The 13,779-nt window shown below is 63.1% G+C and carries 13 protein-coding genes; 5 read left to right on the top strand and 8 right to left on the bottom strand.

The genetic code is table 11. The features are described from left to right. Window positions 1-3: 3 nt before the first annotated feature. The 3 genes from C7I85_RS04835 to C7I85_RS04845 are packed head-to-tail and all read left to right on the top strand — an operon-like array spanning window position 4 to window position 2,264. Window positions 4-858, top strand: coding sequence for a branched-chain amino acid aminotransferase (locus C7I85_RS04835; protein WP_106722807.1), 855 nt, complete (start codon window positions 4-6; stop codon window positions 856-858). 13 nt (window positions 859-871) lie between these two features. After that, window positions 872-1,282 carry a carboxymuconolactone decarboxylase family protein gene (locus tag C7I85_RS04840; protein ID WP_106722808.1) on the top strand — a complete coding sequence of 137 codons (411 nt, stop codon included), beginning with the start codon at window positions 872-874 and terminating at the stop codon, window positions 1,280-1,282. Between the two features lie 10 nt (window positions 1,283-1,292). Further along, complete coding sequence (locus C7I85_RS04845) at window positions 1,293-2,264, top strand: quinone oxidoreductase family protein (RefSeq protein ID WP_106722809.1); 972 nt, start codon at window positions 1,293-1,295, stop codon at window positions 2,262-2,264. Window positions 2,265-2,398: 134 nt separating this feature from the next. On the opposite strand, the gene C7I85_RS04850 is transcribed toward C7I85_RS04845, so the two are convergent. The 4 genes from C7I85_RS04850 to C7I85_RS04865 form a co-directional block, all read right to left on the bottom strand. Further along, window positions 2,399-3,988: a phytoene desaturase family protein gene (locus C7I85_RS04850; RefSeq protein WP_106722810.1), complete on the bottom strand. Its 1,590-nt coding sequence runs from the start codon at window positions 3,986-3,988 to the stop codon at window positions 2,399-2,401. A 63-nt stretch (window positions 3,989-4,051) separates the two neighbouring features. Next, window positions 4,052-4,840: a cyclase family protein gene (locus C7I85_RS04855; RefSeq protein ID WP_106722811.1), complete on the bottom strand. Its 789-nt coding sequence runs from the start codon at window positions 4,838-4,840 to the stop codon at window positions 4,052-4,054. A 239-nt stretch (window positions 4,841-5,079) separates the two neighbouring features. After that, a complete protein-coding gene (locus C7I85_RS04860; RefSeq protein ID WP_181257088.1) occupies window positions 5,080-5,571 on the bottom strand; it encodes a MarR family winged helix-turn-helix transcriptional regulator in 492 nt (163 codons plus the stop codon). A 53-nt stretch (window positions 5,572-5,624) separates the two neighbouring features. Continuing rightward, complete coding sequence (locus C7I85_RS04865; protein WP_106722813.1) at window positions 5,625-6,074, bottom strand: MaoC/PaaZ C-terminal domain-containing protein; 450 nt, start codon at window positions 6,072-6,074, stop codon at window positions 5,625-5,627. A gap of 162 nt (window positions 6,075-6,236) precedes the next feature. On the opposite strand from C7I85_RS04865, the gene C7I85_RS04870 reads away from it, so the two are divergent. Together C7I85_RS04870 and C7I85_RS04875 are read left to right on the top strand one after the other, a co-directional pair. Beyond that, on the top strand, window positions 6,237-8,390 hold the full coding sequence (locus C7I85_RS04870) for an indolepyruvate ferredoxin oxidoreductase subunit alpha (protein WP_106722814.1): 2,154 nt from the start codon (window positions 6,237-6,239) through the stop codon (window positions 8,388-8,390). 11 nt (window positions 8,391-8,401) lie between these two features. Beyond that, complete coding sequence (locus C7I85_RS04875) at window positions 8,402-9,976, top strand: indolepyruvate oxidoreductase subunit beta family protein (protein ID WP_106722815.1); 1,575 nt, start codon at window positions 8,402-8,404, stop codon at window positions 9,974-9,976. A gap of 236 nt (window positions 9,977-10,212) precedes the next feature. Here C7I85_RS04875 and C7I85_RS04880 read toward each other — a convergent pair whose 3' ends face one another. From C7I85_RS04880 to C7I85_RS04895, 4 genes are read right to left on the bottom strand one after another with little or no spacing between them, the layout of a single operon-like run. After that, the gene (locus C7I85_RS04880) at window positions 10,213-11,007 is read right to left on the bottom strand and encodes an ATP-binding cassette domain-containing protein (protein ID WP_106722816.1); all 795 of its coding nucleotides are present in this window, start codon (window positions 11,005-11,007) and stop codon (window positions 10,213-10,215) included. Beyond that, window positions 11,000-11,878, bottom strand: coding sequence for an ABC transporter ATP-binding protein (locus C7I85_RS04885; protein ID WP_106722817.1), 879 nt, complete (start codon window positions 11,876-11,878; stop codon window positions 11,000-11,002). The genes C7I85_RS04880 and C7I85_RS04885 overlap by 8 nt, the downstream gene beginning before the upstream one ends. Beyond that, window positions 11,875-12,756 carry an ABC transporter permease gene (locus C7I85_RS04890; RefSeq protein WP_106722818.1) on the bottom strand — a complete coding sequence of 294 codons (882 nt, stop codon included), beginning with the start codon at window positions 12,754-12,756 and terminating at the stop codon, window positions 11,875-11,877. Before C7I85_RS04890 ends, C7I85_RS04885 begins: the two co-directional genes overlap by 4 nt. Further along, complete coding sequence (locus C7I85_RS04895; protein ID WP_106722819.1) at window positions 12,749-13,756, bottom strand: ABC transporter permease; 1,008 nt, start codon at window positions 13,754-13,756, stop codon at window positions 12,749-12,751. The genes C7I85_RS04890 and C7I85_RS04895 overlap by 8 nt, the downstream gene beginning before the upstream one ends. Window positions 13,757-13,779 lie beyond the last annotated feature (23 nt).

Below are 13,779 nucleotides of genomic sequence, written 5' to 3' on the forward strand. Positions count from 1 at the left end.
GAAATGGCCGAAAAGGGACAGATCTGGACATACTACAAGGGCGAATGGCGCGAGGGCGACGTGCGCATTCTGGGCGCGGCCTCACATGCGACCTGGCTCGGCTCCCTCGTCTTCGACGGCGCGCGCCTCTTCGAAGGCGTCACGCCTGATCTCGACCTGCATTCGGCGCGCGCCAACGCGTCCGCCCGCGCGCTCGGTCTGGAACCGACACTCTCCGCCGGTGACATCGAAGCGCTGGCGCGCGAGGGCTTGAAGAAGTTCGCTCCCGGAACCGACGTCTATATCCGTCCGATGTACTGGGCTGAGGAAGGCGACACCAGCATCGTCGCACCGCTTGCGTCCTCCACCGACTTCGCGCTCTGCCTCGAAGCCATCCCCATGGTCGAGCCCAAGGGCTTTACCATCACCACCACGTCCTTCCGTCGGCCTTATCTGGAAGTGATGCCCGTTAACGCCAAGGCGGCCTGCCTGTACCCGAACAATGCTCGCATGCTGCGCGAGGCCAAGGCCAAGGGTTTTCACAACGCGCTCGTCACCGATGTGCTCGGCAATGTGGCTGAAACGGCGACCTCGAACATCTTCATGGTTCGCGGCAACGATGTATTCACCCCCGTTCCGAACGGCAGCTTTCTCAACGGCATCACACGCCAGCGCGTCATCAAGCTTTTGCGCGCGGCTGGCGTTTCGGTCCACGAAACGACGCTGACGGTGGAGGATTTCCGCACGGCCGACGAAATCTTCTCGACCGGCAATATGAGCAAGGTCGTGCCGGTGATCGGCTTCGACGACCGTGCATTGGAATACGGTCCGGTGACGCGCCGCGCCCGCGCGCTCTACTGGGAATGGGCTCATCGCTAAAGGAGGAAAACCGATGGCTACTGTCAAACTGTGGAGCGACGCCGACGTCGAGGCGAATCCGGCGGTCAAAGCGGTGTTCGACGATATCCGCGCGACCCGGAAGTCCGATTTCGTCAACAACTTCTGGCGCGGTCTCGCCAACGATCCCGTCAATCTGAAGCGCGTCTGGGAGCAACTCAAGGCGGTCATGGTCGCGCCGGGGGCGATCGATCCGATGGTGCGGGAGATGATCTATATTGCCGTGTCGACGGCGAACAGCTGCCAATATTGCATTCACTCGCACACCGCCTCCGCGCGCGCCAAAGGCATGACTGACGCGCAGCACGCCGAACTCCTGGCGGTAATCGGGCTGGCGGCGCAGACGAACCATATCGTCACCGCAATGCAAATCCCGGTCGATCCGGAATTCGACGTCAAAAGCTGAGTAGAATGTCATGAGCAAAGCCTTTGTCGCCAGCAAACCGGGCGGGCCGGAGGTCCTCGTCTGGACCGACATCGACACGCCGCCTCCGGGGCCGGGTGAGGTGCGGGTGAGGCACACGGCCATTGGCGTCAATTTCATCGATGTGTATTTTCGCAGCGGGCTCTACGCCTGGCCGGAGCCGACCATGATCCCGGGGGCGGAAGCCGCCGGCGTCGTGGAGGCGCTCGGCGAGGGCGTGAGCGGCTTCGCGCCAGGCGACCGCGTGGCTTATGTCATGCGACATGGCGCCTATCGGACCGAGCGCAACGTGCCCGCATCGCAACTCGTCCGCATTCCGGACGCCCTCAGCGACGCCGTGGCGGCGAGCGTCATGCTGAAAGGCCTCACCACGCAATACCTCGTGACGTCGTCCTATGCGGTCAAGCCGGGCGACACGGTGTTGGTTCATGCGGCGGCGGGCGGAGTCGGGCTGTTGCTGGGGCAGTGGCTGAAGGCTTTGGGTGCGGTCGCGATCGGAACCGCGGGTTCGGCTGAAAAAGTCGCCCTCGCGCGTGAGCACGGCTACAGCCACGTCATCAATTATCGCGAACAGGATTTCGTGGCCGAAGTGCAGGCGCTGACGCAGCGCGCGGGCTGCGCCGTTGCTTACGACAGCGTCGGAAACGACACCTGGCGCGGCTCGCTTCAATGCCTCCGGCGCTTCGGCATGTTCGTGAATTTTGGCCAGTCGTCCGGCCCGATACAGGGGTTCGCGCTGTCCGATCTCGCGAAAGGTTCCCTATCGGCGAACAGACCGATGCTGTTCGACTATATTGCCGAGCGAGGCGATCTCGAAAGGCGTTCGGCGGAGCTGTTCCGGCGCATATTGGCTGGGGAAGTTCGAACGGACCGCATCACTCAGCGTCCTCTGGCCGAAGTTGCTGACGTTCACCGCGACCTGGAAGCGCGCAAGACGACCGGCTCGATGGTTTTGGTCCCCTGACGGTCTTTGGCTTGTCCGTTATTGAATAGGCCTGATGCGTTGCGCTCGCGCCAGGCTGTCTCACAGGCGTCTTTGATCTTCTCGGAAGTTCGGAGCCTCGCCGCGTTGCGGCGGAACGCGGCCAGGTCTGGCCCCTACTTTAGCGACGAAGCCAGAAGAAAACCCGAGCCCCCGCCCAGGCCTGGGCCGGGATGGGTGGATGCGCCGACGTGGTAGAGCCCTGGCACATGCGTTCGGTGATTGACCGAGGACTTGAACGGCCGCCAGATGAAGAACTGGTCCAGCCCGCAATATCCGCCGTAAGGGTCGCCGCCGACGAGGTTGATATTCATGCTTTCGAGATCGGCCGGCGAGTAGCTGCGCCGGGCGATGACGGTCTCGCGAAAACCCTCGATATGGTGTGCGAGGATCTTCTCCACGCGGTCGGCATAGCGTTCGCGAAGTCCTTCAGTCCATCGGCCGTCCGAAGGAACGTCCAACTCGCCTGCCGCATCGCCCTTGATGAAGCGCGGCGCTTCGGGCAGTTGCAGCCAGAGGATCGAGTTGCCCGCCGGAGCCCGGCTGGGGTCGAGTGCGGTCGGCTGGCCCACGCAGATCGAGGGTTCCGCCGGCAGCATGCCGCGCTCGGCCTCATTGGCAGCGCGTGAAACCCCGTCGAGACCAGGCGTCAGGTGAAGCAGCGCCACCTTGCCCAGTTCCGCCCCCGCCTTCCATTGCGGCTGCCTGGACAGCGCGTAATGGATCTGCATGTCGCCCTTGCCGTAGCGATAGCGCTTCACGCTCTCGTCAATCTCGGCAGGCATCGGCTTCGGCCAGTCGGTCAGCAGCCTGTCGTAGAGCTGGTTCGGCGTGACCGAGCAGATGACGCCGCTGCGCGCGGTGATCGTCTCGCCATTGGCGAGGCGCACACCGCTTGCACGGCCCTGCTGATCGCCGATGATCGAGCTCACATCGGCATTCGTGCGTATCGTGCCGCCGGTGTCGGTGATCAGGCGCTCGAATGCGGCAAGGAGGTTGCGCGCGCCGCCCTTGACGATCGGACAGCCCGCCATCTCGGTGGCAAATCCGATCACCTTCACCATCTGCGCCGAATAGGCGCTTTCGGGTCCCAGCCCGCAATGCAGAACCCACGGCGCCCACAATGCCCGCATGGTTTCGGATGCATAGGTGGTCTCGAGATAGGAACGGGCCGGGACGAGCGCCTCGCCGAACCAGCCTGCCAGATTGCGCAGGCCGCGCCGCCACGCCTCGCGGACGACAGTCTTCAGCATTCCGCCCGACCACAGCGAGCCGCCGAGCAGCGAAAACAGGAAAGGAGCGTCGGCGCCTAGTCGGTCCATCTCCCGCGCAAAGGCGGCGCCATCGCCCTCGGCCAATTCATCGAACGCGGCAATGTTGCGCTGCCTGTCCTTGGATAGGATCACATGGCTGCCGTCGGGCCTGAGCACTCCGGTCGGCAGTTCCGAATGGGCGAATTCGAGCCCGCGGGCTTCGAGATCCTTGCCGATGGCACCATAGGCGGGCGACGTAAGGAAGAGCACGAAGGTCGTTGCCATCACGTCGTGCACGAAGCCCGGCGCCGTGATCTCTTCCGTGCGGATGCAGCCTCCGATGCGTTCCTCGCGCTCGAGGAGAAGCACCTTGCGGCCCTTCTTGCCAAGGACGGACGCAGCAATCAGTGCATTGATGCCACTGCCGACGATGATGTAGTCGGGTTTTTCCATGGCCGCGCCCTCCTTCTCAGCCAATTATCGCTGCCGCCGGACGCGCTGCGCCGGCAGCAGGCATCATCGCGGAACCAGTGCCATTGCCCGGACCGGCGAGCCTGTACCATTGACCAGCTTCAGCGGCGCCGCAATCAGCACGGCGCCCTTCGGCGGCAGTTGGTCGAGATGGCAGAGGCTCGCAAGACCGTAGCGATTGGCCTTGTGCATGAGGTTATGTGCCGGGAAGGGCGGCGTAATGCTGCCGGCAGCGCCTGCGTCCGTCCCCACCGTTTCCGAGCCCCAGCCAATGATGCCTTTTGACAGAAGGTATTCGATGGCTTCCGCCGTCGGGCCGGGGGAGTGGGGACCATTCTCGTCGGCATTCAGGAATGTCTCGGCGGAGCCGTTACGCTTGTACCAGTCGGTGCGCAGCAGCACCCAGCTTCCGGCCTCTACCTCGCCGTGCTCGGCTTCCCACTGCTTGATGCTTTCGACGGTGAGCAGATAGTCGGGATTTGCCGCTGCTTCCTTCGAGCGGTCTATGACGTTCGCCGGTGCGACGAAATTCTTCATCGCGATCGTGTCGGTGGTGCCGTCCGCATAGTCCTTGCCGGTGATCCAGTGTGTCGGCGCGTCGAAATGTGTGCCGGTATGCTCGCCCAGTTCCAGCCAGTTCCAGGCCCAGAAGGGGCCGTCGTCATTGTAGCTGGAGATGGTGTGCACCTTCACGCTTGGCGTGCTCTTGCCGATTTCAGGCGGCAGCGCGATGACCGGCGTGTCCGGCCCGAGAGGGGCGGAAAGGTCCACAACCTTGATGGAGCCAGAAAGAAGCGCCGACGCGAAATCGGCAAGAATGTTGGCTGAAGCCATAAGCGTCCCTCCCAGATGCAATAGGCATCGTCAGCCGAGCTGAAATTCGATCACGGCTGACTGATACGTCGAAGGTTAGGTCGGATTATATGATATTGCAAGTATTTCGCCGGGCAGAAAACAGGCCTCAGCACGGCGCGCGAGGCAGGGGAACGGGTGCGGCTCGACATTAGGCGACCGAACCCGTTTGAAGTCAAAGCTGTGATACTCGCTATGGAAGCGCGGCTGGCCCCTGAAGCTCACTCCTCTTCCGCTGCAGCGGGGCCCTGGCTGACATTGTCCAGCACTCGGCGCAGCAGCTCGGAAAGTTGCTTGCGTTCGCTTGCATTGAAGCCTGCCAGCATGTCGATGCCATGCCTTTCCGCATCAGGAGCGATCTTCCAATAGGTGTCCCGACCGTGTTGGGTGAGGAAAACCTCGACGATCCGATTGTCGCGCTCGGCAACGCGCCGTTCGACCAAGCCGCCGCGCTCCATCTGGTCGATAACGCGGCTGACCGCCGGCTGGGCGATCAGGGTCATGCGCACCAGATCGGTCATGGTTCGGCCATCGCCGTTCATCAGCACCATCAGCACGCGCCAGCGCTGAACGGTGACGCCATGCGGCCGCATCCGGTCGAGCAGGCGGTTGTTCAGGTGGCTTGTAATCAGGTGGAACAGGTATGGCGGATACTGGTCGAGGACGAGCGGGGAACGGCTCGCCGAATTCGATTTATCCTTGGATCTTGCCACGACCTTGTCGCCTTGTTTTAGCGGGTGCCGATTTGTTACCGAGCCAAGGCCTGTCATGCAAGACGCCGCCGCAGCCGGTGCAGGCCCTCAGCTGTGAAGATGACGTCCTGGCTGGCTGTTTCCATGGTCTCGTGCAGCAACCGAACTATGCCGCGATCCGACTTGGAACGCGACGCCGTTACCTCGATGACCGTGGCCTTGATCCGGATTTCCTGCCCGCCATACAACGGCTTCAGCCAGCGCACCTTGTCGATGCCTGGCGAAGGCATCACGGAGTCGTCCCACAGATGCAGGTCGAAGAACAGGCGAAAGCTCAGCGAGAGCGTGTGCAGTCCTGACGCCATGATGCCGGGATAGCCGACCGCCCTGGCCGCCTCGTCATCGGAATGGAAGGGGTTGGGATCGAACACCTTTGCGAAGTCCAGGATGTCATCTCGGTTGACCAGTTGGCTGCCGGATTGGAACTCCTGTCCCACCCGAATGTCATCAAAGAATAAGGACATTTTTCTGGTCTCTCCTCCCGCTGGGCATTCAAATTTCAGAAGTTACATGAAATCTCATATATTATTCGGCATTTCAACGGCCGCTTCTCGCAAGCCGCAATCGTTGACATCACACATGCGCCAAAATATGATAAATCATATAATCTCATAAAGGAGGGGGCAATGGCGGAGCGCTCATTTGCGCGGGAGGTCGAGGACCTCAAGCTGGGCGAGGGGGAGATATTCCGGGGCGAAGGCATCCTCGCCATCACCAAGGCGCTGCTGCAGTCGGGCGTGGGCTATGTCGGCGGCTATCAGGGCTCGCCCATCTCGCACCTGATGGATGTGCTGGCCGACGCCAAGGGCGTGCTGGACGATCTGGGTGTTCATTTCGAATCCTCCGCATCCGAGGCGGCCGCCGCGGCGATGCTTTCGGCATCCGTCATGTATCCGATCCGGGGTGCGGTGACCTGGAAGTCGACAGCAGGGACCAACGTCGCTTCGGACGCCCTCACTAATCTTGCATCGGGCGGTGTGATGGGCGGTTCGCTCATCATCCTGGGCGAAGACTTCGGCGAGGGCTCTTCCATCCCGCAAGAGCGCAGCCACGCCTTCGCGATGAAGTCGCAGATGTGGCTGCTCGATCCGCGCCCAAACCTCACAAGCATGGTGAAAGCGGTCGAGGATGGCTTCGAACTTTCCGAGGCCTCGAATACGCCCGTAATGCTGCAGATCCGCATCCGCGCTTGCCACGTTCACGGCCATTTCGTCGCCAAGGACAACAAGCGCCCGACCTTCACGCTCAAGGAGGCGCTCGAAAATCCCCGCCGCGATGTCAACCGCGTGGTGCTGCCACCGGCTTCGTTGTTCCACGACAAGGAAAAGCTGGAGCAGCGCTGGCCCAAAGCGGTCGAGTTCATCCGATCGCGCGGGTTGAACGAGCATTTCGGGCCGACCGATGGCGATGTCGGCATCATCCTTCAGGGCGGCATGTACAACGGTGTCATGCGGGCGCTGCAACTGCTGGGCCTGGCCGACGTCTACGGCAATTCGCTCCTGCCTCTCTACGTCCTCAATGTCACCTATCCGCTTGTCGATGACGAGGTGGCCGACTTTTGCCTTGGCAAGAAGGCGGTGATCATGGTCGAGGAAGGGCATCCGGAATATCTGGAACAGTCCCTGAATACGATCCTGCGTCGTCGAGACATCGCCACCAAGGTGCACGGGAAGGACCTGCTTTCGCTGGGCGGCGACTACACGACCGCCCTGATGGTCGACGGGCTGAGGTCGTTCCTGAAATCCCATGCGCCGCGACTGCTGGGCAATCAGCCGCCGACGCCCGACCCGAAACCCGTGCTGGAGAACGCCAAGGTGAAGGCGCTGACCGAGGTCGTGCCTCCGCGCCCGGCAGGCTTCTGCACAGGCTGTCCGGAGCGGCCGATCTTCGCGGGCATGAAGCTGATGGAGAAAGAACTCGGGCAGCATCATGTGTCCGGCGACATCGGCTGCCACATCTTCTCCGTCCTGCCGCCCTTCAACATCGGCGGCAACACGATGGGCTACGGCCTTTCGGGCGCTGGCGCTTCGGCTTTCAACGTCAAGGCCGACAAGCGGCCGATCGCCGTCATGGGCGACGGCGGCTTCTGGCACAACGGCCTGGTGTCGAGCGTTGGCAATGCCGTATTCAACAAGCATGACGGCGTCATCCTGATCGTCGACAACCACTATTCGGCGGCGACCGGCGGGCAGGACATCCTGTCTTCGCGTGCGCAGAATCCAACGCGCTCGACCAACAACACGATTGCCGAGGCCGTGAAGGGCGTCGGCGTCAAATGGCTCCGGCAGATCGACCGGACCTATGACGTGGCCAAGGTGCGCGACACGCTGAAGGAAGCGCTGACCACGCCGGAGGAAGGCCCCAAGGTCATCATCGCCTCGTCCGAATGCATGCTGAACAAGCAGCGTCGGGTGAAGCCGCAGTTCAACCAGGCGGTCAAGGGCGGCAAGAGGATGGTGCGCGAGCGCTTCGGCGTTGACGAGGACGTCTGCACCGGCGATCACGCCTGCATTCGGCTCTCGGGCTGCCCTTCGCTTTCAGTCAAGCATACGGACGATCCCCTGAAGGACGATCCCGTCGCCGCGATCGACAACAGCTGCGTGGGCTGCGGCAATTGCGGCGAGGTGTCGGAGGCCGCCGTGCTCTGCCCGTCCTTCTATCGCGCCGACATCATCTACAACCCGACCAGGCTGGATCGCATCGCCGCGACGCTGAGGGGGCTGTTCATCGGCTTCCTGCAGCGCCGCCGCGCCAGTCGCCAGATCGCTTTCGCTGCTTAACGGTGGTCCCCATGTTGCAGAAACCTTCGAATATGGCTCCCCGTCTGGCGACGGAAAAACCGATCACGGTTGCCATCCTCGCAATGGGCGGGCAGGGCGGTGGCGTTTTGTCGGACTGGATCGTTGATCTGGCCGAAGCTGGGGGCTGGGTTGCGCAGTCGACTTCGGTTCCCGGCGTCGCACAGCGAACCGGCGCCACGATCTACTATATCGAGATGCTGCCGCCCAAGGACGCCAAGCCGCCGGTCCTTTCGCTCATGCCCACGCCCGGCGATGTCGATGTCGTGCTCGCAGCCGAGTTCATGGAGGCCGGTCGCGCCATGCTGCGCGGGCTGGTCACGCCCGAACGCACCACTCTCATTGCATCGAGCCACCGCTCCTATGCAGTGACCGAGAAGGAGAAGCCGGGCGACGGCACCGGCGATCCCGCGGTCGTGGTCGAAGCGACAGGGGTTTCGGCTAAGCGTGCAATCGTGTTCGACATGCAGTCGCTGGCCGAGGCCAACGGAAGCGTCGTTTCCGCCGCCATGTTCGGCGCGCTGGCATCCGCCGAAGTCCTGCCATTTCCCCGCAGTGCCTTCGAGACCGCTATCCGGGCGGGCGGCAAGGGTGTGGAGGCGAGCCTGCGCGCCTTTGCAGCTGCTTATGACAGGGCGCGCGAGCCGGCCGGCAAAGCCCCGAGCCAGCAGCTGCCGGCGAAATTGCTTCCGCCGTTGCCCGCCTCGGATCCGCACCCTGGCCTCAATCGTTTGCTCGATCGAATACGCGCCGGATACCCCCAGCCTGTTCAGCCCATGCTCTTTGCCGGCGTGAAGCGCCTGTTGGACTATCAGGACGTCGCCTACGCGAATGAGTATCTGGATAAGGTGGAGGCGGCCCATCGGCTCGATGCCGCCGGCGGTGGCGCGAGACGGGGCTTTGCCTTCACCGCCGAAGTCGCCAAATACTTGGCCGTTGCGATGGCTTATGACGACGTCATCCGCGTCGCCGACCTCAAAACGCGCGCGAGCCGTTTCGAGCGCGTGCGCAAGGAGATCGGCGTCAAGTCGGACCAGATCGTCTACACCACCGAATATATGCATCCGCGCATGGAAGAGGTGGCCGGCACTATGCCGGCCGCGCTTGGCCGTTGGCTCGAAGACAGCCCCCGCCTATTCGGGACGCTCGACAAGATGATCAACAAGGGGCGTCGCGTACGCACCGGCACTGTCGGCTGGTATCTGATGCTGCACATGCTGGCCGGGACAAAACGCTTCCGTCGCCGTACCCTTCGGCATGCCCGCGAGATCGAACACATCGACAGATGGCTTGACCTGGCCGGCAAGGTCATCGCTGCGGACTATGAGCTGGCGGTTGAGGTCGTTTCGTGCCGACGCCTGGTCAAGGGCTATTCCGACACGCATGCTCGCGGGCATTCCAAGTTCGACAAGGTCATCGGCCAGGTTTCACGGCTGCAGGGACGCGCGGACGGCGCTTCCTGGCTCAACCGTCTGCGCCGCGCGGCATTGCTGGATGAGGAAGGAAAGGCGCTTGATGGGGCGCTGCAGACCATCGACAGCATCTACGGCGACAAGGCCGCCGCATAAGAGCGGCAGGACGCATGCAGAGCCATCAGGAAATGAGCCGAGCAGTCGGCTCGTTTCCGCTAAACGCGATGCAGCTTATTGGATGATCTCGCGACCACGCTTAAAGCCGGCTAATGATTTCTGAATTTTCTTGAGAGCAGTCAATTCCGGCGTAGGCGGCTGGGAGCCGGCAATCCCCGGATTCACTCTGCCTGTTCTGGCGATGCAGAAAAAGTAGAGCGGTCGGGGCCGCCCCCTTATCTTTCCAGCCAGCCCGGCATCGGATCCGGCAATGGGATCGCATCCAGCAGGGCGCGAGTGTAGTCGGAGCGCGGCGCCTCGAACACGCTGCCGCACGGGCCTTCTTCGGCGATCTTTCCGCCCTGCAGCACCATGACCCGGTCGCAGATGGCGCGGATCACCGACAGATCATGGCTGATGAATGCCACAGCCAGTCCCATCTCGCGGCCGAGTTCGCCGATCAGCGACAACACCTGCGCCTGCGTCGAGACATCTAGGCCGGACACAACCTCATCGGCCAGCACAAAATCCGGCCGCATCACCACGGCGCGCGCAATGCCGACGCGCTGGCGCTGGCCGCCGGAGAGTTCGTGCGGGTTCCTGTTCAGGGTAGTGAGCGGCAGGCCGACGCGCTCAATGACTTTGGACGCCTGGCGCTCGGCGTCGCGCCTGTCCGTCGCGAGGCCATGAAGCAGAAGCGGCCCGGTCAGGATCTGGCGGATCGAATGGCGCGGATTGAGCGATGACATCGGATCCTGGAAGATCATCTGCATGCGCCGCCGCAGGGGGCGCATCGCCGTTTCGCCAAGACGCGTGATATCCATCCCGTCGAAAGTGACCGTGCCGTTCGTGACATCGACAAGGCGCAGCAGCGCTCGCCCAAGGGTCGTCTTGCCCGATCCGGATTCGCCGACGATGCCGAGCGTTTCGCCCTTGGCGATGGTCAAGTCGACGCCGTGCAGCACCTTGATGTTGCGCGCGGCGCCGTAGGCGACCTCGATGTTCGAGGCCGAAAGAAGGGTGTCAGCCATGGCGAACCTCCTCGCGGTCGAACGATGCCAATTCCTCGCGCAAGCCGGCGAAGATGCTTTCCGGCACCGGTGCAAGCGCCCGGTCGGGCCGGTCGTAACGCGGACCGGCGGCAAGAAGCGCTTGCATATAGGGATGGCGCGGGCGCTCCATGATCTCGGCGGTCGCTCCGGCTTCCACGACCATGCCGCCATAAAGCAGGGTCACGCGATCGCAGATCTGAGCGACGACGCCGAGGTCGTGAGTGACGAAGATCACGCTCGTGCCGTGCTTGGCCTGCATGGCGCGGATCAGGCGCAGGATCTGCTTCTGCACCGTCACGTCGAGCGCGGTGGTCGGCTCGTCGGCGACGACGAGCTTGGGGTCCATGGCAAATGCGGCCGCGATCAGCACGCGCTGGCGCATGCCGCCCGACAGTTCGTGCGGATAGGCGCGCATTACCCTTTCCGGATCGCGAATGTGCACTTCCTCCAAAAGCTCAAGGCCGCGCCGGCGCGCGTCGGTGGAAGACATGCCCCGCTTCAGCCTCAGCCCGTCGGTGAGCTGGCTTTCGATCCGCCGCCCGGGGTTGAGCGCGGTCATTGGGTCCTGTGGGATCAGCGTAATCTCGGAGCCGGTGATCTTCCGCAGCTCGCGGGACGAGAGACTGAGCAGGTCGCGCCCCGAAAAGATGGCCGAGCCCTTGGTGATGCGCACCGTTCGCGGCAGCATGCCGAGCACGGCCTTGGAAATCGTCGACTTGCCCGCACCGCTTTCGCCGACAAGCCCGATGACCTCGCCGGGCGCAAGATCGAGCGAGACGCCGCGCAGGATGGGCGTGCCGCCGTCCCGATCACTGACCGCCGACAGGTTCCTGATGGAGAGCAAACTCATCGGCGCATCACCGGATCGATTACCCGGCGCAATCCGTCCCCAAGCTGGTTGAAGGCGAGCACCGTGGCAAAGAGCATGAGCAAGGGAAAGGTCAGGACCCACCAGCCGTGATGGATGATCTGCCGGCCTTGCGCGATCATGCCGCCCCAGGTTGGAATGTCCGAAGCGACGGACAGGCCGACGAAGGACAGGATCGCCTCGACGATCACCGCGATGCCCATTTCCAGGCTTACAAGCGCGATGAGGACCGGCGCGACATTGGGCAGGATCTCGCGCATCAGGATGGTGAAGCGCGAAAAGCCGATGGTACGCGCCGCCGTGACGTAATCCATGCTCGCCTGGGTCATGGTCTCCGCCCGCACCACGCGGCAGAAGCGCGTCCAGTCGATGATAACGATAGCCGCTATGACGGAGTGGACGCCGGAGCCGAGAATGGCGACGAGCAGGATCGACAGCAGCACCGGCGGAAAGGCCATCCAGATGTCCACCAGACGGGACACGACGGCGTCCACCCAACCACCGTACCAGCCAGCCAGAAGCCCAAGCATGGCGCCGACGAGGGCGGCCAAGCTGGCGGCCACGAAGGCCACTGTGAGCGCGACGCGGCTGCCGTAGACGAGGCGCGAAAGCACGTCGCGGCCGAGGTCGTCGGTGCCGAGATAGTAGCCTGGCTCTGCACCAGGGAAGCCCGCTGGCGGAAGCGTGCCCAGCATCAGGTCCTGCTCGAGCGGATCCTTGGGGGCGATCCAGGGCGCAAAGAATGCCAGCAGGACCAGCAGAAGGATGAAGCCGCCGCCGAACAGCACTTTGGGGTTGGCGAAGAGGTTCGCGAAGCGCCGGCGCCGTGCCGCTGTTTGGATGATGACCGCGTCAGCCATGACGCAGCCGCGGATTGAGCGCGACCACAGCGAGGTCAACGAGGATATTGATCACGATGAACATGAGCCCGAATGCCAAGACCAGCCCCTGGATCAGTGGCAGGTCGCGGTTGATGACAGCGTCTATCGCCATGTTGCCGACGCCTGGATAGGAGAAGATGCGCTCGACGATGACTGTGCCGCCGATCAGGAAGGTGAACTGCACGCCGGTGAGCGCGAGCGTCGGGCCGACTGCGTTGCGCAATGCCTCCTGCAGGATCAGCCGCAACTCGGACATTCCCTTCAGCCGTGCGAGCAGCACGTAGTCTTGCACCATCGTCTCGGCCAGTGCCTGCTTGAGCACGCGCGTTATGACGGCAGCAAGCGGCAGGGCAAGCGCTAGTGTCGGCATCACCAAATGCGATGCAACCTCAAGGAACTTGTCGAAGCGCAGCGTGACAATGCTCTCCACGAGGTAGAACCGCGTGGCGAAATCGTCGGCCGACTGCGGATTGACCCGGCCGGAAAGAGGAAGGACTGGATAGAAGACGCCGAGCACGAGGACCAGCGCCAACGCCCAGACGAAATCCGGTATCGCCAGCAACAGCCCGTTGGCCGCGTCTACAACGCTTTCACCGCGAGTGCGGCGTAGCATCGTGCCGACGATCGCTACTCCGCCGCCGATCAGGATGGCCACCAGCAGCGCGGCCGTTGCCAGTTCGAGCGTCGCGGGCAGTCTTTCCGCAAGCAGGTCGAGAACATCGCGGCGGATGGAAATCGACGTGCCGAAATCGCCGGCAAGAATGCCCTTCAGCCACAGCGCGAACTGCACGGGTATGCTTTCGTCCAGGCCGTAGTGTGCACGTAGTGCAGCGATGTCGGCCGGGGTTGCCCCCGGCGCGATCATCATCGCAATCGGATCGCCCGGCGCAACGCGCAACAGGACGAAGACGATGACGCCGACACCGAACAAGGTCGTTGCCGCGATGCCGACGCGTTTGGTCAATCTGGCTAGAAACATTGGCTACACTGACCTTTTGTGGG

The sequence above is a fragment of the Pseudaminobacter soli (ex Li et al. 2025) genome (genome assembly GCF_003012705.1).
Classification (GTDB): Bacteria; Pseudomonadota; Alphaproteobacteria; order Rhizobiales; family Rhizobiaceae; genus Pseudaminobacter; species Pseudaminobacter soli.